The sequence below is a fragment of the Pseudomonas sp. GD03858 genome, from assembly GCF_029840925.1.
GTDB lineage: Bacteria > Pseudomonadota > Gammaproteobacteria > Pseudomonadales > Pseudomonadaceae > Aquipseudomonas.
The window spans coordinates 1-19,512 of the sequence record NZ_JAOCDM010000026.1; the positions used below are offsets into that span (position 1 = coordinate 1).

Genomic DNA, 19,512 nt, shown 5'->3' on the forward strand with positions numbered 1-19,512 from the left:
ACCCGCACCGGCACCGACTTGTACGACGGCGTCCCGCTGTCCACATCGATGTAGTCCAGCGGCACCAGTTGGTTGGCTTCCGGGTAGTAGGCGCCGACCGAGCCGGGGGAGATCTTGTACTCGATGGCGGTGATCCGCTCGTAGCGCATCTTGCGGCCATGGGTGACGGTCTCGATATCCACCAGGTCGCCATGGGCCAGGCCGCGTGCCTGCAAGTCGGCCGGGTTCATGAACAGCACGTCGCGGCGACCGAACACGCCGCGGTAGCGGTCGTCCAGCGCGTAGATCGTGGTGTTGTACTGGTCATGGCTGCGCAGGGTGATCAGGCGCAGGACATCGTCGCCCTCGACCTCCTTGTCCTCGTGCAGGCCCGGGAAGACAAAGAACTCGGCCTTGCCCGAGGGGGTCATCCAGATGCGTTCGGTGGCCGGCAACGGCATGCGGAAACCACCCGGCACGCGGATGCGTGCGTTGTAGTCGTCGAAGCCCGGCAGGGTCTTCTCGATCAGGTCGCGAATCTTGTCATAGTCGGCGGCCAGCTCCAGCCAGGGTACCGGGCTGTCCGGCAAGGTCGCGTTGGCCATGCCGGCGACGATCGCCGGCTCCGAGCGCAGGAATTCCGATGCCGGCGTCAGCTTGCCCGCCGAGGCATGCACCATCGACATCGAGTCCTCGACGGTGATCGACTGCCGCGCGCCTTCCTGCACATCCAGCTCGGTGCGCCCCAGGCACGGGAACAGATAGGTCTCCTTGCCCACCAGCAGGTGGGTACGATTGAGCTTGGTGCCGATATGCACGCTCAGCTCCAGCTTGCCCATGGCGGGGAAGCACAGCCCGGGGTCGGGCAGCGCCACGGCGAAGTTGCCACCCAGGCAGATGAGCGCTTTCGAGGTGCCGGCGATCATCGCCTGCATGGCCTGCACCGAATCATGGCCATGTTCGGTCGGAGGCTTGAAGCCCAGCACCTTTTCGATCTTGTCGAGGAAGTCGGCGGAGGGTTTCTCGGTGATTCCCACCGTGCGGTTGCCTTGCACGTTGGAGTGACCGCGCAGCGGGCAGACGCCGGCGCCGGGCTTGCCGATGTTGCCGCGCAGCATCAGCAGGTCGCAGATCAGCCGGACATTGGCGGTGCCCTCGTTGTGCTGGGTGATGCCCATGCCATAGGTGACGATGGTGGCATTGGACTTGGCGTAGGCTGCCGCGACCTTTTCCATGTCGGCCTTGGCCAGGCCGCTGGCGTGTTCGATGTCGGGCCAGGCAGTGGCCAGCAGGTCGGCCTTGAGCGCCTCGAAGCCATTGGTATGCTGGGCGATGAATTCGAAGTCGAGCACCTGCCCGAGCGAATCCTCCATCTCCAGCAACGACTTCATGATCCCCTTGATCGCCGCCGCGTCACCACCGGCCTTGACCTGCAGGTAGGTCGAGGCGATCCGGGTCGAGCCGTAGGTGGCCATTTCGATCATGTCCTGCGGATCGGCGAAACGTTCCAGCGCCCGCTCGCGCAGCGGGTTGAGCACCATGATCGGCACCTTGCGCCGCGAGATCTCGTGCAGCGTGCCCATCATCCGCGGGTGGTTGGTGCCAGGGTTGTGGCCGATGGAAATCACCAGCTCGCACGAATCGAAGTCGTCCAGCGACACCGACCCCTTGCCCATGCCGATCGAGCGCGGCAGGCCCACGCTGGTGGGTTCGTGGCACATGTTCGAACAGTCGGGGAAGTTGTTGGTACCCAGCGCCCGGGCGAACAGCTGATACAGGTAGGCCGCCTCGTTGGAGGCACGCCCGGAGGTGTAGAACTCGACCTGGTTCGGCTCCAGGCCGCGAAGGATCTCACCGATGCGGGCGAAGGCTTGCTCCCACTCCACCGGTTTGTAGGTATCGCTGGCGTGGTCATAGACCATCGGGTGGGTCAGCCGCCCGAGGTCTTCCAGTTCGTAGTCGGTGCGATGCAGCAGCGTGGCCACCGGGTGGTTGGCGAAGAACTCCGGGGGCACGCGCTTGTTGGTCGCCTCCCAGGTCACCGCCTTGGCGCCGTTCTCGCAGAACTGGAAGGTCGAGCGGTGCTCCTTGTCCGGCCAGGCGCAGCCTGGGCAGTCGAAGCCATCCGGCTGGTTGGTGCGCATCAGGGTGAGCGGTGCCTGCAGCGTGTCCATCTGCTCGCGTACCGCCGTGGCGGTCGCCTTGAGCGCGCCCCAGCCACCTGCGGGGCCATCGTAGTTGCGTACACCGGGTACCTTGCGTCGAGTCGACATGGTCGCTCCTCACACGAAATATATGGATTGGATATAAATCGCTGGTGGCGTAATAAGCCGCTGTACTAGCGGGCCGCTGGTCGGAAAATTGTTAATCCTGGCTATTCAATAGCCTATTGCCTGCCCAACTTTTACTACCGTGGAAGTTGGATCCACGGCCCAAGGGTGCTCCACAGATAATATTCGATTGCCTTGGCCAATCGTGATCTAGAATCTAGCGACACGCTGTTACATGTCAAGGCAATGAGTGGATTCCCGACATCTTCTTGTTGCTTCTCGTTCGCAACAACTGGCGAACTTGCCCAACGCGCGAGGCAGAGAAAGCATGGACACGATAGATACTACAGCCCTTGATCTTGCTCGCTTTCAGTTCGCCTTCACCGTCGCCGTACATATCATCTTCCCGGCAATTACCATTGGTCTTGCCAGTTACCTCACCGTCCTCGAAGCGCTCTGGCTGAAGACTGGCCGGGGTGTATACCGCGATCTTTACGCGTTCTGGGTAAAGATCTTCGCCTTGAACTTCGGCATGGGCGTGGTTTCCGGTTTGGTCATGGCTTATCAGTTCGGCACCAACTGGTCGCAGTTCTCTTACTTCGCGGGCGGCATTACCGGGCCATTACTGACTTATGAAGTACTTACCGCGTTCTTTCTCGAGGCGGGTTTCCTCGGGGTCATGTTGTTTGGCTGGGATCGCGTAGGACGGGGCCTGCACCTGTTCGCCACCGCCATGGTGGCCATCGGCACGCTGATCTCGACCTTCTGGATCCTCTCCTCCAACAGCTGGATGCACACCCCTCAGGGTCACGAGATCATCGACGGCCGCGCGGTGCCGGTGGACTGGCTGGCGATCATCTTCAACCCCTCGTTCCCCTTCCGCCTCGCGCACATGGCGATCGCCGCCTTCCTCGCCACCGCGTTCTTCGTCGGCGCCTCCGGCGCCTGGCACCTGCTGCGCGGCAAGCACACCGAAGCGGCGCGCACGATGCTGTCGATGGCCTGCTGGATGGCCCTGGTGGTGGCGCCGATCCAGGCCGTGGTCGGCGACGCCCATGGCCTGAATACCCTGGAGCACCAGCCGGCGAAGATCGCGGCCATCGAGGGCCACTGGGAGAACATTCCCGGCGAGCCATCGCCGCTGATCCTGGCCGGCTGGCCAGACATGGAGGCCGAGAAGACCCACTTCGCCATCGAAGTGCCGTACCTGGGCAGCCTGATCCTGACCCACAGTCTCGATCGCCAGATCCCGGCGCTCAAGTCGTTCCCGCCGGAGGATCGCCCCAATTCCACGGTGATCTTCTGGACCTTCCGTCTGATGGTGTGCATGGGCCTGCTGATGATCCTCGCCGGGCTGTGGAGCCTGTGGCTGCGCCGGGGCGACCGGTTGCACAGCACGCCGCTGTTTCTCAAGTTCATGCTGTGCATGGGGCCCTCGGGGCTGATCGCCCTGCTGGCCGGCTGGGTGACCACCGAGATGGGGCGACAGCCCTGGGTGGTGTACGGCCTGATGCGCACCGAGCACGCGGTGTCGCCGCTGACCACCGCGCAGATGAGCATCAGCCTGGTGGCGTTCGTGCTGGTGTACTTCGTGCTGTTCGGCACCGGCATCGCCTACATGCTCAAGCTGGTGCACAAGGGGCCCTACCCCCACGAGGGCGAACACCCGGTCGATGGTGGCGCGGGCCAGTCCAAGACCCCCGCGCGGCCGATGTCCGCGGCGGACGATCACTGACCGTATCGAAGGCGTTTGCAACCTGAGGAGCGATTGCCATGGGCGTCGATATCACGCTGATCTGGGCATTGATCATCATCTTTGGCGTCATGATGTACGTCATCATGGACGGCTTCGACCTGGGGATCGGCATCCTCTTCCTGGCCATCAAGGACAAGGAAGAACGCGATGTGATGATGAACACCGTCGCGCCGGTCTGGGACGGCAACGAGACCTGGCTGGTGCTAGGCGGCGCGGGCCTGTTCGGCGCCTTCCCGCTGGCCTACTCGGTGATTCTCAGCGCGCTCTACCTGCCGCTGATCCTCATGCTGCTGGGGCTGATCTTCCGCGGCGTGGCCTTCGAGTTCCGCTTCAAGGCCAGTGAGCGCAACCGTCACTGGTGGGACAAGGCCTTCATCGGCGGCTCGATCGTCGCCACCTTCACCCAGGGGGTCGCCCTGGGCGCGTTCCTCGATGGCATACCGGTGGCCAACAACATGTACGCCGGTGGCCCGCTCGACTGGCTGCGGCCGTTCCCGCTGTTCTGCGGCTTCGCCCTGCTGCTGGCCTATGCGCAGCTGGGCAGCACCTGGCTGATCATGAAGACCGAAGGCCGCCTGCAGGAGGAGATGTATCGCTACTCGTCCTACTTCATCTGGGGCCTGCTGGGCGCCATCGCGGTGATCAGCGTGTGGACGCCGCTGGCCCACCCGGAGATCGCCCAGCGCTGGTTCAGCCTGCCCAACCTGTTCTACTTCTTGCCGGTGCCACTGTTGCTGCTGTTCTGCTTCATCAGCACCCTGACCACCCTGGCGCACCGGGCCACCGCTTCACCGTTCCTGCTGACCCTGCTGGTCATCTTCCTCGGCTACAGCGGCCTGGGCATCAGCATCTGGCCGAATATCATCCCGCCGTCGATCTCCATCTGGCAGGCGGCCTCCCCGGTGGCCAGCCAGCTGTTCGCCCTGATCGGCGCGCTGTTCATCCTGCCGTTCATCCTGGTGTACACCGCGTGGAGCTACTACGTGTTCCGCGGCAAGGTGAAGGTGGGCGACGGCTATCACTGAGCCGGTCAGCTGTTGAAGCTCGCAGGCCGGCGCTGGCAGAAGGCATCCACGCCTTCGGCAAAGTCGTCGCCTGCGGCCAGCGCAACGAACAGCGCCCGTTCCGCGTCCAGGCTGCTGGCCAGGTCTCGCCCCAGGGCGCTGCGCAACAGGCGCTTGGTCGCCGCCTGTGCCGTGGCCGAGCCTGCGGCCAGGTCCCTGGCCATGACCAACCCCGCCGCCTGCAGGCGCTCTCGCTCGACCACCTCGGCCAGCACACCCCACGCGTGGGCCTGATGGGCCGACAGCGGCCGGTTCAGCAGCGCCAGGGCCAGGGCCCGGTGCAGGCCGACATGCCGTGGCAGGTGCCAACTACCGCCGCCGTCGGGGGTGATGCCGATGCCGCCGTAGGCGAATATCAGGCGCGTGTCCTCGCTGGCGATCAGCAGGTCGCAAGCCAGCGCCAGCGACAGACCGAAGCCGGCGACGGCGCCATCGAGCAGGCCCAGCACTGGGCACGGCAGTTCGGTCAGCGCAAGTACCGCCTCGTTCACCGAGCCGACCAGCCTGGCCACGCCCTCATCGCGCAAGGCACGAGGTGCCTGCAGCAACTGCTGGAAATAGCGCACGTCTCCACCCACCGAAAAGTGTTCCCCGGCGCTGCGCAGCACCAACACCCTGGGCAGATCGCTCGCCAACGCGCGCACAGCATCGCGCAAGGCGACGGCCATCGCCTGATCGAAGCTGTTGCGCCGATCGGGCTGGTCCAGGGTGAGAAGCGCGATACCGTCGCTGCGCTCGACATGAACTGACATGAGGATCTTCCCCAAAAGATTGAAATACCCGTACTGGCGCGATCCCCCGTAGCGGATCGCCCAGCCCTTCGGGCTGCGCTGTCGCGCATGGGAGCATCATTCGCTCCCACCCGTGCCCTCTACAAACGTCTCACTCCGTCCTGGGCCGCAAGTTGGCGTCGAAGTCGTCCAGCGAGGCAAACACCAACGGGGGCCGCGCATCGAGCGTCAGCAAATGCTCGCGGTATTGCGCCAGGTACTGCTGTCGCGCCTGTTCGCTGATGTAAGGCACATGAAAGGCCACGAACGGCGGCAGCACGGACAGCCCGACATAGCCCAGCACGCCGCGCTGGATCGGTCGCAGCAGCGTCTCCAATTCGCCATGCACCGCGCCCGGCCCGAACATGTGCGCCTGTCCGCCCAGGGAAAACGCCAGCATCGCCCGCTTGCCCTTGAGTCCGCCGCGGTCATAGATTCGCGTGCCGCCATAGCAATAGCCGGAGACGAACACCCGGTCGATCCAGCCCTTGAGCATGGCCGGCATGCTGAACCAGTAGATGGGGAAATTGAGAATGATCAGGTCGGCCCAGCGGATCTTGTCCAGCTCCCGGGCGATGTCGGCGGCCAGGGTGCCGGTGTTGAAGGCGTTGCGCTGTTCCAGGGCGTAGACCAGGTAGTCGGGGTTGGCGCGCTGACCGAAGTCCGCGGCGCTGGCCACCGGGTTGAAGTCCATCGCGTACAGGTCGGAGACCTCCACGGCATGGCCCTGGCTGGTCAGCACCTCGCACGCGGTCCGCGCCATGGCGCTGCTGAACGATTGCGGTTCGTTGTGGGCGTGGACGATCAAGACGTTCATGGTTGCTCCGTGGCGGTTTGCGGGGTCGGCGGTTCGGCCAGCAGCCGCACGCCGTCGTACTTGAGGAAGAAGTCGTCGGCGTGGCGCACCACGTCGCGGTAACGGCCGGCGAGCGCCATGCGCATCATGTCCAGTTGCAACTGTTCCTGATCGATCATGTAGTCGAGGAAGCGGCCGGCGTCGGCAGGCCCCTGCTGACGCAAGCGCCGCAGCCAGGCCAGGTATTTCGTGGTCTCGTGATGGACCAGGCGCAGCAGCAGGCGCTGCAACGGCCGGGGCACGCTGGACACCAGCCGGGCCTTGAGGCGGGTGAGCGGCCCGGGACGTGGGTCCACGCCCCAACGACAGGCAGCGGCGTGGTAGCGCGGCTGGTTGAAGGCTTCGAGGTCGGCGTAGGCACTCCAGAAGGACTGCGCCGGCTCACTCTGCAATCGGTCCGCCATGCGCCGTACCGCCAGGTAGGCGAAGGCGCGGTTGGCGAGTTCGTGGCGAAAGCCTTTGAGGAAGGTGTGCGATGGCATCAAAGGTTCGATTTTCCTTGGCTGTGGTACATGGAGGATGGTTCCTGCGGGAGCGGGTTTATCGGGGCACCGGTGCCACTGGTCGCGGTGCCTGCTTGGCAGGTAAACCCCGCTTCCACAAGCCATCGAGTGCCGCTCAAGGGCTGGCGATGTAATCGAGCAAGGCCCGGCGTTGCTGTTCGTCGTGTAACTGCAAGGCGATCCCCCGCATCCAGATCGCCAGCTCGCTGGCGTGTTGCTCGCCGCCACGGCTGCCGTCGCTGAACGCCACCAGTTGGCGCTCCAGATAGGCGCGGTCGAGCAGGCGCAGGTTGGGGGTCTTGAGGTGAGCGAAACCTTGTGCCCTAGGCCCGTGACAAGCGGCGCAGGTGCCTTGGTAGAGTGCCTTGCCCTGGGTGTCGGGCAGGTTTGCTGGGCGCTCGGGTCCGGCGTCCAGCCCGGCGAAGTAGCTTGCCAGCAGTGCCAAGTCGCCCTCCGTCAGCCCGGCGGCGATCGCCCGCATCTGCGCCCCGTGGCTGTCTCGCGGGTCATAGCCACGGCGCCCGGCCTTGAAATCGTTCAGCTGGGTGAGCAGGTATTCGGCCTGCTGCCCCGCCAGGCGCGGCGCGCCCAGCGCCGGAATGCCCTGGCCTTGGGCGCCGTGGCAGGCCACGCAGGTGGCGACTTGGCTAGGCGCGGTTTCAGCGTGCGTCGCGAACGTCGCGGCAAGTGCCAGCAGGCCGGCACAGAGGCTTGGCTTCATCGGTCATGTGTCCCTGATCGTTGTTCTGGTGTGGCGATGCGTTGCAGCAACTGCTGGCGGGTAGCCGCCACGTCAGTGGGAATCGACCGGCGCCAGCGCCTCACCTCGGCGCCGGTATAGGGCTGCGAGTCCGTAGGCAGGTGCTCGGCGTCGAAGCGCGCCAGCATCCAGTTGAGCACCCCGGCCAGGGCGTCGTCCGACAACCCCGACAGGGCCGAACCTGGTACCTGCACCAGGTACTCACGCCCTCCGGGCACCCAGAGGAACTTGCCCAGCTGCCCAGGGAACGCTGGCACACCGCGCTGCGGGTTGCCGCCGCCGTCGGGCAGATGACAACCCTGGCAGTGGAGCATGTAGTCGAACTGGCGCGGTTCGGTGGCCCAGGCCGTGCCTGCCAACAGCACGACCAGCGTGAGCGCATGCCACGGTCGGCTGGCCATGCGCTACTCCTTGACCCCGATCACCACCGACAGCGAACAGTGATAAGGCATGTCCGCCTGGCTACCGGAGCACCAATTGAGATCGTTGGAGCTCTGCGGGCGGTACAGCGGCGTGTCGCCCTGGTCGCGCTGACACACGCAGCGACCGCAGTTGCTCTTGCCGCAACAGTCGTTGTACGAGATCACGTAGTCCTTGCCATCCGTGGGGTTGCGGCAGGTGCCGATCCAGGTGATGTCGGAGCGCACGGTACCCGGCGGGCAACTGCTGGCGGTGCCGCCGCAGCAGCCGCAGAGAAAGCCATCGATGGCGCAGTGGCGCCAGTACTCGCAGCTGTTCGGGTCGCCCGACTCCTGCAGCCCAGCACTGGACTGGGCAAAGGCGCCGCCACGGAAGACCGGCAACAGCGGCGTCGCCGCGCTACCGACCAGCAGCACGCCCAGTCCAGCGAGCAGGCTCCGGCGCGAAGTGCCACGGGCCACGCGGCGGGTGAGCAGCTGAGTGGCCTCGTCGAACCATTTGATCGTCATGCGCGTGCTCCCTGCCGCGCGGCGCTGTACGCCTGGACGCTGGCATGCCCCAGGCGCCGTGCCTCCAGCAGGCTTTCCAGATGCTCGCGGGTGTTGACCAGGCCATGGCTGGCAACGCTGCCGCGCTCATCGATCAGCACGGCGTAAGGCAGCTTGCTGATCCGGTAGGCCAACCCCATCTCCCGCGACAACAGGTAGGGAAACGCCTGCAAGCCGTGGGCGGCGATGAAGTTCAGGTGCGCGCCGCGCTCGCCATCACTGGCCAGCACGATGTGCAGGCGCTCCTGCTGGCGCAACGCAGCGAGCACCGGTAGCAGCGTCTTGCACACCGGGCACGTCTCGGACAGGAAGAACAGCAAGGTGCCCTGCCCGCTCGCGCCACCGAGGCTCACCGAGCCGCCGGTCAGGCTCGGCAGCGTGAACGGCGGCGCCGGGTCGCCGGCTTTGATCGCCTGGCCCAACGACAACGCGCCCACCGGCTGGATACGCTCATGCAGCAACCCGACCTGACGCGCGAGCGCCCACACGGCGAGGATCAGCAGCAGAGTGAAAACCCAGGACAACAGGCTGGAAATGATCAGTGCTTGGCTCATGGCTGTTGCCTCAGGGACGCACGGTTGGAAAGCAGCAGGTTCGCCAGCAGGTACAGGGCGACGCTGCTGACGAAAACGAACACCAGGGTGAAGCCGTCGAGCCAGGTCAAGGCGCGCTCGGCGGCGGGAACCAGCAGATTGCAGGCGACCAGGGCCAGCGCCAGATTGCGCCAGACCAGAGCGTGGGTCGGTGGCTGGCGACGGCTGCCGAAGTGGCAGCCACAGTCGTCGATCACCAAGCCCCGATACACGACCACGGCCAGCGCGGTGGCGTAAGACACCAGCAACGCCAAGGCCGGCAGCGCCGCCGATGGCCAGTACGGACTCAGCAATACGCCAGCGGCGGCCAGCACCTCCAACAGCGGTAGCAGATGCACCCAGACCGGCGCCGCACACCAGGGGCCCAGTACTTGCGCGTAACCGCTCAGTACTTCGGCGAACACCTGCGGCGCTTGCAGCTTGTGCAGCGCGGCGCTGCCCAGCAGCAAGACCAACCCGCCAATGCTGGCGGCATGCACCAGGGGATCGCCCAGCAGTTCGAAAATCACCATGGCATCACCACATTGAGGAAGCCCAGGGGGATGTCACCGACACTGCGCAGATGCTCGCCACTGTCGGCGTCGTACAGGTTCACGCCCTGGCGCAGCAACGGGGTCAACCCGGCCTCGCCTTCGGTGAGGTAGATCCACAGGGTGAACAGGCTCGGCATCGGCACGATCCAGTCCAGGCTGTACAGACGCGGCTGCGCGCCCTGGCTGACGCCGATGGCGGTGCTCTGCTCCTTGAGTGGCAAGCGCGCCACCCGCTGTTGCGTGGCCACGTCGAACACCCACACCTCGGTACCGGGCTTCTGGTAGTTCTCCGGCAGGTCCTTGTGCATCAGCACGAACAACCGCCCACTCTGCCGGTGCAGGGCCACGCCGTGATTACCGGCGATGCCCCAGCCATCGGCGCGCTCCTGGTCGCTGAGCAGCGACCACTGCTTGATCGGGAGCACGCCCTCGGCGTTCATGCGCAGGGCATGGGCGTGGTTGTGCTGGGAGACGAAATACCAGGTGTCGCCATCGCGCACGCCGGTGGTCAGCAGCGGATCCTGCAGGGGGTCGAACGCCGGCGCGGTGCGCGCCTGCAAGGCCACCTGCCCCTGCTCGTCCAGGCGCAGGTGAAAGAAGCCGCCGTTGCCGCAGATGGCGTGGAAATCACGCGGGCCTGCCGGGTAGATCGAGGCGCAGCCTGGGATCGGCACCTCGGTCACGAAGCGCCCGTTTTCCAGGTCCACTACCGAGATCGATTGCGCCGGGGTGAAGTTGAGCACCAGCAGGAAGCGCTCGTCATCGGACAGCACGCTGAGGCCCGTGGAAATCAGCGAGGTCATGCGCTTGGCCGGGATCTCGATCTCGCGCTTGGGGCTCAAGGTCCTGGCGTCGTACACCGTGACCACATCGCTACGCTTGCCGCGCACGCCACGGCTGAAATAGATTTCGGTGGCGTATAACTCGTCGCGGCCGCGCGCCATCTGCAGACCGTTGGACCAGATGCCGGTACTCAGCTGGCCGAGGTTGCGACCCTGATCGTCGAACAGGTAGGCGCGGCCATCGACCATGTTGGGCGCATTGCTGCCCCAGATCCAGAACCAGTGCTGGCCGCGATGCTCGCCGAGCACTTCGACAGCGGCCTGCTCCGGCACGAATCCGGCCAGCGCCGGCGAAGTTCCGGCGAGCAACGACAGGCCATACAACAGATGACGCAAGGAACGCTTGAACATAGGGGCTCCGCAACAGGCGATCGGCCTGGGCTTGAGTCTATCGAGGGGCATGTTCGCAGGATTGGCGGGCGGTGACAGTCGCCTTGGCATCCGGTGCCATGCTGAGCACCACGCCAGCGGCGCCGAACAGCAGCAGGTGTCCTGCCTGCGCGGCCAGGGCCGCCAGGTTCAGCCGGTCCTCGCGCTGCCGGCTGGTGAAGTGCGCAACCTGGCTGTCGGAAACCGCCATCAGGCCGGCGTTGCCGACCAGGGCCACGCGGCCATCATCCAGTTGCGTCAGCGCGGTGATCGCCTCACGGCTGCCGCTGTCGAGCACCTGCCAGTGCCGGCCCTGAGGATCGCCCAGCAGCACCCGTCCGCTCATGCCCGCCAGCAGTACCCGACCATCGCGCAGGCCGGTGCCGGTCCACAGCGAGCCGGTGACGCCGGTGTCCAGGGGTTGCCAGGAGGCCCCCTGGTCGGTGGAGCGATAGGCGTGTCCGGCCTCGCCGGCGATGAACAGGCTGCCATCACCACCCCTGAACACTTGGTTGAGGTGGAAGTCATCGCCCTTCTCGCCCACCTGCATCGCCTGCCAGCTGGCGCCACCGTCGGCAGTGCGCGCGGCATAGCCATAGGCACCGACGACCACGCCGTGACGGGCATCGACGAACAGCACCGACAGCAGCACCGGCTTGCCTTCCAGGGTGTGCTGCAACACCCAGTTCTGGCCGCCGTCGATGCTGCGCAGCAGCACGCCGCCGTGACCCACCGCCCAGCCGCGGCGGTCGTCGATGAAGCTCACCGAGGTCAGCAACCCGTCCACCGGCACGCTGCGAGCCTGCTGCCATTGCTTGCCATCGGCGGACACCGCCACCACACCATGGTCACCCACCGCGACCAGCCCCTGCCCCGCCCTGGCCACTGCCACCAGCGGTGCCTGGCGCACCTCGCTCAGGGCAATGGCCGGCGCGGCCCAGACCTGCCCTGCGCACATCAGCCCGATCACCCAGGGCAACACTCGAACAGTTTTCATCGGTCAGCCCTTCTCAATGGGCGACCAGGGGCACGTGTACCGGCCCCCGTCGCGGAACCAGCATTTCCAGAACCACGGCCAGGGCCGGCAGCAGGGTCACCGCCATCAGCATGTTGGCCATGAACATGAAGGTCAGCAGCAGGCCCATGTCGGCCTGGAACTTCAGCGCCGAGAACGACCAGGTGGCGACTCCCACCGACAGCGTGAGCGCGGTGAACACCGTGGCCACGCCCACCTCGCGCAGGGCCTGCTGGAACGCCGCGACGATGTCGCGCCCGGCGGCCAGGTGCAGTTGCAGGCGGTTGTAGATGTAGAAGGCGTAATCCACGCCCACGCCCACGGCCAGCACCATCACCGGCAGGGTGGCCACGGTCAGGCCGATGTCGAGGGCCTTCATGAACCAGTAGCCGAGGAAGGTCGCCAGGGTCAGCGGCAGGCAGCAGGCGAGCATGGCCCGCCAGTCGCGGTACACCAGCCCCACCAGCAGCACGATGGTCAGGTACACGTAGAGCATCATCGGCAGCTCGGAGCCCTCCACCACCGCATTGGTGGCGGCCTGTACCCCGGCGTTGCCGCTGGCCAGGCGCACGCTCACCCCGGGCAGCACATGGCGCTCGCGGTACTGCTCGACAGCCGCGGTTATCTGCTTGAGGGTGCTGGCCTTGTGGTCGGCCAGGTACAGATTGACCGGCAGCACGGTGCAGTCGGCATCGAACAGGCGCAGTGCTTCGGGCACCTGGCGCACGGTTTCGCCCAGGGACAGCTCGTCGACCGGCAGCGCCGCCCACTTCGGGTTGCCTTCATTGACCCCCGAGGCCGCCAGCTTGGCCATGGCCGGCAGCGACTGCGCCGACAGCACCCCGGGCAAGGTGCCCAGGTACCAGGTCAGACGGTCGACATAGGCCATCACGTCATGCCGGTAGCAACCACCCGCCGGGGTTTGCACGGCCACGGTGAACAGGTCCAGGCCCAGGGCGAAATGGCTGACGACCTGCTCCACATCCTGGTTGTAGCGCGAGTCGGCGTGCAGCTCGGGCGCGCCCGGCAGCACATGGCCAATGTGCCGGCCCTGGCTCTGCCACACCGCCAGCGCCATCAGGCCAACGCCGAGCACGGTCACCCGCACCGCGTTGCGCGGTTCGGCGATGCGCCCAAGGCCGGTCATCCAGCGCTCACGGCGGGCCCGCAGGCGCTCCACCTTGGCGACATAGCGCCCGTCGAAGCGGCAGTAGCTGGCGAGCACCGGCAACATCACCAGGTTGGTGACGATCTTGTAGGCCACGCCCACCGACGCGGTGATGGCCAGTTCGCGAATCATCGGGATCGGCACGAGCACCAGGGTGGCAAACCCGACGAAGGCGGTGATCAGGGCCAAGGTGCCGGGGATCATCAGACCGACGAAGCTATGCCGCGCGGCAGTCATGCCATCAGCACCGGCACAGACTTCCTTGGCGATGAAGTTGACCTGCTGCACGCCGTGAGACACGCCAATGGCGAACACCAGGAACGGCACCAGGATCGCCAGCGGATCGAGGCCAAAGCCCAGCAGTGCAAGGGTGCCGAACTGCCACACCACCGACACCAGCGAGCACGCCAGCGGCAGTACGGTAAGGCACCAGGAGCGGGTGTACCCGTAAACGGCGAGAGCGGTGAGCACAAAGGCCAGGGCGAAGAACTCGACCACGCTGCGGGCGCCGGCACCGATGTCGCCCATCTGCTTGGCGAAGCCGATGATCTGCACATCGAAGTCGGCGTCGGCATACTGCGCCCGAACCTGCTCCTCGAGCTGATGATTGAAGGCCAGGTAGTCCAGGCGCTTGCCCGTCACCGGGTCGGGGTCGGCCAGCTCGGCGACCACCATTGCCCCGCGCTGGTCGTTGGCCACCAGTGTGCCGACGAAACCACCTGCCAGCGTCCGCTCACGGATGCCGGCGATTGCCCGGGCATCGAGGTTGCCGACGGTCACATCGCCGCCGACCACGTCTTCGGCCTTCATGCCTTCTTCGGTGATCTGCACCGCACGGGTATTTGGCGTCCACAGCGAGGTGACGCTGCGCCGGTCTACGCCCGGCAGGAAGAACAGCGTCTGGGTCAGCTCGTGCAGGCGGGTCAGCGCCGCCTTGTTCCAGATATCGCCTTGACGTGACCGCAGCACCACGATGACCCGGTTGGCGCCAAACAGCACGTCACGGTACTGGTTGAATGTCTTTATGTAGGGGTGCTGCTGTGGAAGCTGCTTGTCGAAGCCGGCGGACATCTCCAGGCGCATCGCGAACAGGCCCATCACCAAGGTGACCACGGCCAACAGGCCGAGGGTTGTCAGGCGATGGCGAAATACCAGGCGCTCGAGCGCCGAAACCAGGTTGGCCAGCATGAATGTACCTCCCCGCCACGCGCCCGGCTGACGCGCGGCGGCCGGATCAGAACGAGTAGGAGAGGTTGCCGCTGACGAAGTCGCGATCGGCCATCAAGTTGTTGTCACCGCCACCCCAATAGCGCACCCACTGCAGCCCGCCCTTCCAGCGATCGCGGTAGTTGAACAGCAACGAGGCGGTCAGTGACTTGCGCCCCTCCACGAAGGGCATGGCGTTGGGCGTGGTGCCCTTGACGTCATGGCTGAAGTCCACTTGCGGGGTTACGGTCACGCCGCTGTCGAACAGGTTGGGGTAGTTGACGCCGAACTCGGTGACATAGCCCCACGAGGTGCGGTCTGGCAACGAATAGTCCGCCAGCACGTAGGGCACTTCGCCCGAGAGGTCGAGGCCCGGATAGCGCACCACCGCCACTTCGGCCAGCAGGAAGCCGTCGGATGCCCCAAGGGCGCTAGGAATGAAACCTAACGGATCGTTGGCCGAGAAGGTGTAGGTGGCGTTGACGTCGGCCTGCCACTTGCGTTCCTCGACAAAGCCCTTGTTCACCCCGGTGTCGAACACGCTGTAGCGGTTGAAGCTGCCAGTGAAGGCCTGGCCGAAGGGCACGGTAGGGTCGATGGCTACGCTGTCCCGAGGGCGCAGCGACAGCTCGCCGGCCACCGCCACCGGCCCGACCAGGGTGCTCATCGACAAACCGAACAGGTCCTTGTCCTCGCCGTAGTTGATGAAGTAGTCGTCCACTACCAGGGCATCCGGATTGCCGCGCGCCGTGTAACCGACGAAGGGCAGCTTGTCGTGGTAGCGCTGGTAGAACAGGCCGAATTCGGTGCCGATCGACTCGGCCATCCAGCGCAGGGCCACGCCATATTGGCCGCCGTTGCTGGCCTTGCGCTCCCCTCCATAAGGCACCGCCAGGCCGCTGGCGATGATCTGCTCATCGCTCAGGCCGCTGGTTGCCGGATCGCCGCAGCGGCCGCTCGGGGTGCCGGCGCAGATGTCCGGTTGCAGGCCCTCGGCGTAGTTCGTCGGGTAATAGATGGCCCGCCGACCCTCACCGGCGATATCGACCGTAGAGAAATAGCTGCCTACCGGATCCAGATCGTAGGCATTCCACTTGAACTGGTAGTACCCCTCCAGGCTCAGCGTGTCGGTCAGGCCCACGTTGAACGAAGCCATGGGCGCCGGAATGAACACCTCTTTGAGCTGGGTGCCCGGCGTATGATACTTGGGCAGGCTCAGCGCGTTGATCTGGTTGATACCGCCGCTGATGAACAACTCCGCGCCCCAGCTGATCACCTGGTTGCCGACCTTGACCTTGGCTGGCATCTCACCGATGTCAAAGCTTTTCGCCACCCACAGGTCGAGCAGGTCGAAGCGCTTGGTGGCGTCACGCCGGGCCGGGCCTTGCAGGTCGGTGCGACGGGTGTCATCCATCTTGAAGTCGCGGGCCCAGGCGACCCGTCCCAGTGCGCTCCAGCCCTCACCGAAGCGCAGGCTCAACTCATGGGTACCTTTGAGTACCTCGGAGAACACATCGTGCTTGTGGTAGTTCAGGTTGCCATCGTCGGCATTGGCGTAGTTGATGTCGGCATTGGCATAGCCGTTGCCGCGTTCGAGGTTGTAGTAACGGCCCAGCTCGTTGCCCGTGCCGGTATTGCAACCGCCATTGTTGCTACCCAACAGGTGGCAGTCGGATGACTCCAGGCGGCTGGCGAAACCGTATGACAAGGTCGAGTCGAAACTGCCCGAGAGCCCGTCCTCGCTACCGAAGGTGAACGCCTGGCAAGGCTGTGCACCGAGCAATCCGACCGCCGCCAGGGCCAGCGCCGGGCACGGGGCGGCCTTCGCCCATGCCCGCGAAGGGAGTTTGTTCATGCTGTGGTCTCCCGAAGATCAACGCTCGCCGCGACGGCGCAGTTCGTTGGCGTTGAACAGCTTGTCGCTGACCCGACCCTGCAGGCCGGCCGTGAGGTCCAGGGCTGCGCCTTCCTGGGTGAAACCGTCGGCGATGTAACGCCGGGCGATCAGGTCATAACTGACGTACTCGAAGCTGGTGCAGGCCTGGATCCCAGGATCGGCCCACAGGCTGCCCTCCTGCACACGCCAGAGATTGCCTTTGGCGTCATACATGTCCACGTGCAAGAGGCTCCAGCTGTCCTCGTCGAAATAGAACACGCGCTTGGCGAACGAGTGGCGCTTGTCGGCCTTGACCGTGGCCTCGACCACCCACACCCGGTGCTTTTCATAGCGCTGCACGTCGCGGTCCAGGTACCGCTCGCCGATCAGCTTGTCGTAGGTGTTGCGCTTGTCCACCAGACGGTAGGAGTTGTATGGCACCACCATCTCGCGCTTGCCGACCAACTTGAAGTCGTAGCGGTCCAGGGCGCCGGTGAACATGTTGATCTGGTCGACGAAGTACAGGTTGTCGGAGCCAGCAATCGGATTGTCGTAAGCGAAGGTCGGCGCCTGGCGCACGCGGCGCTGGCCGGGGAAGTAGATCCAGGCGTTCTGCGGCTGGTCCAGGCGCGCGTGCACCAGATACATTTCGCCGGCGCGAGAAGATGGCGACTGGATGTCGTAGAGCAGCTTGGCCTCGATGTTGTCGGTGTCCGCTGGTGCTTTTACCGCCGGGTCGTTGTAGGGGTAGTACTCGCTGGCCCATTGGCGGATCTCGGTAAGCCCGCCACCGGACTCGCGGCGCAGGAACGAGATCTCTGCCTTGCGGCCCTTGGCCATGTAGCGCAGCTTGTAGTTCCACAACACCTCGATGCCGCTTTTCGGTTGCGGGAACGGTACTGCCGCCCCGGCGGCGCGCTCCAGGCGCCAGCCATCGGCGCCGATGCTGGCCTGGCCGGCAAATTCCTCAGTGCGCTTGGCCACCTCGGCCGGGATCGCACAGCTGCGGCGGGTCGGGTACACGTCCAGGCGGTAGCCTGGGTATGCCTTGATCAGCGCTACCTGTCCTTCCGGCAACTGAGCCTGGTACTGAGCGACGTTGTTGGCCTCGATCGAATACAAGCGCTTGTCAGCGGCATAAGGGTCGCCATGGCCCGGCGCCCAGCCAGCCGGTGCCTGGGTGAGGCCGCCGGTCCAGGCGGGAATGCTGCCATCGGCGTTACCGGCTTTGTCGGCACCCGTAGGCGTTAGCTCAGCGAATGCCGTGAGAGAGGTGGTTGTACCGAGCAGCGCCAACAGCGCGCCACCCAACAGGGACAAGGGGCGTGGTTTCATGAACTTTTCCTTGCGGGATTCTTGTGGTTATCGAAAGGCAGTTCGTTGCAGGCAGCAGGTGAAAAAGAGGCTGCCCGGAGGCAGCCCGAAAGCGTTTCCGGCTCTGCGTGACAGACAGTATTCAATGGCGCTGGGCAGCGGCTTGACCGCGTGCGCCAAGGGATTTGTCATTCGGCGCCAGGTTTGTAGGCGCGGCCAAGCCCGCGCCCACCCGTCAGGCCTTGAGCCCGCGCTCCTCCCACCAATCCCATGCCTTGAGCGCCTGGCGCGCGGTGCGGCCGGCCCAGCACGACAAAGTGTTGCCCGGCATCGCGATGGCCTTGCGATTGACGATCCAGAAATCGGTCAGTTCGCTTTGCCGCCCCTGCAGCAGGTCGGCGATGGTCCGTCCGTTGAGGTGGCTCAGCGCGACGCCGTGGCCGAAACAGCCCCCGGCATAGACCATGCGCTCATCGCCGATGAAGCTGATCTCCGGCACCATGTCGGCGTTCACCGACACCGGTCCGCCCCAGCGGTAGGCGATGCGGACATCGCGCAGTTGCGGATAGAGCCACTTCAGGTGCGCCTCGCAGTGCGCCCAGGTGGCCGGCGACGGTTGTTCGTCCATGGCACTGGCGCTATAGGCCAGCACATCGCCGCCACCCATGACGATGCGACCGTCCACGGTCGGGCGGAAGTAGTGCAGCATCTGCCGGTTGTCGCCGAACGCCTCCCTGCCCCGCCAGCCCAGGCGTTGCCAGAGCGCCTCGTCCAGTGGCTCGGTGACCACCTGGTAGGTCCACAGCGGGAACTGCCGGCGCTGCAGCGCGCGCGAGCCGGGGACTTGGCGCGAATAGGCGTTGGTGGCGATCACCAGCTTGTCGGCGCTCACCTTCGCCACTGGCGTGCGCAGTACGATGCCGGCACCGCTGCTGTCGATATCGAGCACCGGCGTCGCTTCATGGATGCGCACTCCCGCGCTGGCCGCCAAGCCCTTGAGCCCGCGCACCTGCTTGCAGGGGTCGAGGTATCCGCTCTCGGTCTCGCGAATGCCGCCCAGCAGACGCGGCGAGTCGTACGCCTGGCGCAACGCGCCGCCATCGAGCCACTGCATGTCCGCCGCCAGGCCCAGCGAGTCATACAGCTCCAAGGTCTTGCCCAGCCGAGCCCTCTGCCTTGGCGAATAGCTGACCCGCAACAGCCCGGCATGGCGATAGTCCGCCTCGATGCCATGGCTGTCGATCACCTCGCGGGTATAGGCCACGGCCTTTTCCAGGTAATGGTGGGCATCGATCATCTGCTGCCGCCCCCAACGCAGCACCACCAGCTCCGGCTCCAGGCCGAACAGCTTGGTGCTGAAGCCGGCATTGCGACCGCTGGCGCCGAAACCGATCTGTGCCGCTTCCAGCACCACCACGCGGGCCCCTGGGTTGTCGCGCTTGAACTGCCAGGCCGCGTTCAAACCGGTAAAGCCCCCCCCGATCACCGCCACATCGACCTTGAGGTCTTCGCTCAGGCGGCCGTTGGGCGCATAAGCGCCGTAGCCGAGCTGCCAGAAAGAGCGGTGTTCATGCACTGCGTCGTTATTGTCGTTCACGCTGGATCCTCGGATTTCGCCCTTGAGAATGCGGTTGCATTCAGGGTATCGAGGGGCCAGGACAGGTGGATTG

17 protein-coding genes are annotated in these 19,512 nt (G+C 65.4%); 2 read left to right on the plus strand and 15 right to left on the minus strand.

The window, feature by feature from the left end; translation table 11 throughout:
- A partial coding sequence (locus N5D48_RS09770) for an FdhF/YdeP family oxidoreductase (protein WP_279883576.1) occupies positions 1-2,252 on the minus strand: 2,252 nt, incomplete at its 3' end.
- A 325-nt stretch (positions 2,253-2,577) separates the two neighbouring features.
- Between N5D48_RS09770 and N5D48_RS09775 the strand changes: the two genes are divergently transcribed.
- Both N5D48_RS09775 and cydB read left to right on the plus strand, forming a co-directional pair.
- The gene (locus tag N5D48_RS09775) at positions 2,578-3,984 is read left to right on the plus strand and encodes a cytochrome ubiquinol oxidase subunit I (RefSeq protein ID WP_279883577.1); all 1,407 of its coding nucleotides are present in this window, start codon (positions 2,578-2,580) and stop codon (positions 3,982-3,984) included.
- A 38-nt stretch (positions 3,985-4,022) separates the two neighbouring features.
- Positions 4,023-5,030 (plus strand): cytochrome d ubiquinol oxidase subunit II, encoded by a 1,008-nt coding sequence (gene cydB / locus N5D48_RS09780; RefSeq protein ID WP_279805925.1) that lies wholly within the window; start codon positions 4,023-4,025, stop codon positions 5,028-5,030.
- Between the two features lie 5 nt (positions 5,031-5,035).
- Here the strand turns inward: cydB and N5D48_RS09785 are convergent, their stop codons facing one another.
- From N5D48_RS09785 to N5D48_RS09850, 14 genes are all read right to left on the minus strand, one after another.
- Positions 5,036-5,821 carry an enoyl-CoA hydratase-related protein gene (locus tag N5D48_RS09785; RefSeq protein WP_279883578.1) on the minus strand — a complete coding sequence of 262 codons (786 nt, stop codon included), beginning with the start codon at positions 5,819-5,821 and terminating at the stop codon, positions 5,036-5,038.
- 130 nt (positions 5,822-5,951) lie between these two features.
- The gene (locus N5D48_RS09790; protein WP_279883579.1) at positions 5,952-6,656 is read right to left on the minus strand and encodes an NAD(P)H-dependent oxidoreductase; all 705 of its coding nucleotides are present in this window, start codon (positions 6,654-6,656) and stop codon (positions 5,952-5,954) included.
- Positions 6,653-7,177 (minus strand): hypothetical protein, encoded by a 525-nt coding sequence (locus N5D48_RS09795; RefSeq protein ID WP_279883580.1) that lies wholly within the window; start codon positions 7,175-7,177, stop codon positions 6,653-6,655. The genes N5D48_RS09790 and N5D48_RS09795 overlap by 4 nt, the downstream gene beginning before the upstream one ends.
- Positions 7,178-7,313: 136 nt before the next feature.
- Positions 7,314-7,919 carry a c-type cytochrome gene (locus N5D48_RS09800; RefSeq protein ID WP_279883581.1) on the minus strand — a complete coding sequence of 202 codons (606 nt, stop codon included), beginning with the start codon at positions 7,917-7,919 and terminating at the stop codon, positions 7,314-7,316.
- Complete coding sequence (locus N5D48_RS09805; protein WP_279883583.1) at positions 7,916-8,359, minus strand: hypothetical protein; 444 nt, start codon at positions 8,357-8,359, stop codon at positions 7,916-7,918. Before N5D48_RS09805 ends, N5D48_RS09800 begins: the two co-directional genes overlap by 4 nt.
- A gap of 3 nt (positions 8,360-8,362) precedes the next feature.
- Positions 8,363-8,887, minus strand: a complete 525-nt coding sequence (locus tag N5D48_RS09810; RefSeq protein ID WP_279883585.1) for a methylamine dehydrogenase light chain — start codon at positions 8,885-8,887, stop codon at positions 8,363-8,365.
- Positions 8,884-9,480, minus strand: a complete 597-nt coding sequence (locus N5D48_RS09815; protein WP_279883587.1) for a redoxin domain-containing protein — start codon at positions 9,478-9,480, stop codon at positions 8,884-8,886. The genes N5D48_RS09810 and N5D48_RS09815 overlap by 4 nt, the downstream gene beginning before the upstream one ends.
- Entirely contained in the window at positions 9,477-10,031 is a 555-nt protein-coding gene (locus tag N5D48_RS09820; protein ID WP_279883589.1) for a MauE/DoxX family redox-associated membrane protein, read from the minus strand. Before N5D48_RS09820 ends, N5D48_RS09815 begins: the two co-directional genes overlap by 4 nt.
- On the minus strand, positions 10,025-11,245 hold the full coding sequence (locus tag N5D48_RS09825; protein ID WP_279883591.1) for an amine dehydrogenase large subunit: 1,221 nt from the start codon (positions 11,243-11,245) through the stop codon (positions 10,025-10,027). The genes N5D48_RS09820 and N5D48_RS09825 overlap by 7 nt, the downstream gene beginning before the upstream one ends.
- A 37-nt stretch (positions 11,246-11,282) precedes the next feature.
- On the minus strand, positions 11,283-12,260 hold the full coding sequence (locus tag N5D48_RS09830) for a YCF48-related protein (RefSeq protein WP_279883593.1): 978 nt from the start codon (positions 12,258-12,260) through the stop codon (positions 11,283-11,285).
- 13 nt (positions 12,261-12,273) lie between these two features.
- A complete protein-coding gene (locus N5D48_RS09835; protein ID WP_279883595.1) occupies positions 12,274-14,634 on the minus strand; it encodes an efflux RND transporter permease subunit in 2,361 nt (786 codons plus the stop codon).
- Between the two features lie 46 nt (positions 14,635-14,680).
- Positions 14,681-16,507: a DUF1302 domain-containing protein gene (locus N5D48_RS09840; protein WP_279883597.1), complete on the minus strand. Its 1,827-nt coding sequence runs from the start codon at positions 16,505-16,507 to the stop codon at positions 14,681-14,683.
- An 18-nt stretch (positions 16,508-16,525) separates the two neighbouring features.
- Positions 16,526-17,863: a DUF1329 domain-containing protein gene (locus N5D48_RS09845; RefSeq protein WP_279883599.1), complete on the minus strand. Its 1,338-nt coding sequence runs from the start codon at positions 17,861-17,863 to the stop codon at positions 16,526-16,528.
- 214 nt (positions 17,864-18,077) lie between these two features.
- Positions 18,078-19,439, minus strand: coding sequence for an FAD-binding oxidoreductase (locus tag N5D48_RS09850; protein WP_279883600.1), 1,362 nt, complete (start codon positions 19,437-19,439; stop codon positions 18,078-18,080).
- Positions 19,440-19,512 lie beyond the last annotated feature (73 nt).

Bases quoted from the DNA above. Each gene is read 5' to 3' on its own strand.
- N5D48_RS09775 (WP_279883577.1), top strand. From the start codon at position 2,578: ATGGACACGATAGATACTACAGCCCTTGATCTTGCTCGCTTTCAGTTC.
- cydB (WP_279805925.1), top strand. From the start codon at position 4,023: ATGGGCGTCGATATCACGCTGATCTGGGCATTGATCATCATCTTTGGC.
- N5D48_RS09785 (WP_279883578.1), bottom strand. From the start codon at position 5,821: ATGTCAGTTCATGTCGAGCGCAGCGACGGTATCGCGCTTCTCACCCTG.
- N5D48_RS09790 (WP_279883579.1), bottom strand. From the start codon at position 6,656: ATGAACGTCTTGATCGTCCACGCCCACAACGAACCGCAATCGTTCAGC.
- N5D48_RS09795 (WP_279883580.1), bottom strand. From the start codon at position 7,177: ATGCCATCGCACACCTTCCTCAAAGGCTTTCGCCACGAACTCGCCAAC.
- N5D48_RS09800 (WP_279883581.1), bottom strand. From the start codon at position 7,919: ATGAAGCCAAGCCTCTGTGCCGGCCTGCTGGCACTTGCCGCGACGTTC.
- N5D48_RS09805 (WP_279883583.1), bottom strand. From the start codon at position 8,359: ATGGCCAGCCGACCGTGGCATGCGCTCACGCTGGTCGTGCTGTTGGCA.
- N5D48_RS09810 (WP_279883585.1), bottom strand. From the start codon at position 8,887: ATGACGATCAAATGGTTCGACGAGGCCACTCAGCTGCTCACCCGCCGC.
- N5D48_RS09815 (WP_279883587.1), bottom strand. From the start codon at position 9,480: ATGAGCCAAGCACTGATCATTTCCAGCCTGTTGTCCTGGGTTTTCACT.
- N5D48_RS09820 (WP_279883589.1), bottom strand. From the start codon at position 10,031: ATGGTGATTTTCGAACTGCTGGGCGATCCCCTGGTGCATGCCGCCAGC.
- N5D48_RS09825 (WP_279883591.1), bottom strand. From the start codon at position 11,245: ATGTTCAAGCGTTCCTTGCGTCATCTGTTGTATGGCCTGTCGTTGCTC.
- N5D48_RS09830 (WP_279883593.1), bottom strand. From the start codon at position 12,260: ATGAAAACTGTTCGAGTGTTGCCCTGGGTGATCGGGCTGATGTGCGCA.
- N5D48_RS09835 (WP_279883595.1), bottom strand. From the start codon at position 14,634: ATGCTGGCCAACCTGGTTTCGGCGCTCGAGCGCCTGGTATTTCGCCAT.
- N5D48_RS09840 (WP_279883597.1), bottom strand. From the start codon at position 16,507: ATGAACAAACTCCCTTCGCGGGCATGGGCGAAGGCCGCCCCGTGCCCG.
- N5D48_RS09845 (WP_279883599.1), bottom strand. From the start codon at position 17,863: ATGAAACCACGCCCCTTGTCCCTGTTGGGTGGCGCGCTGTTGGCGCTG.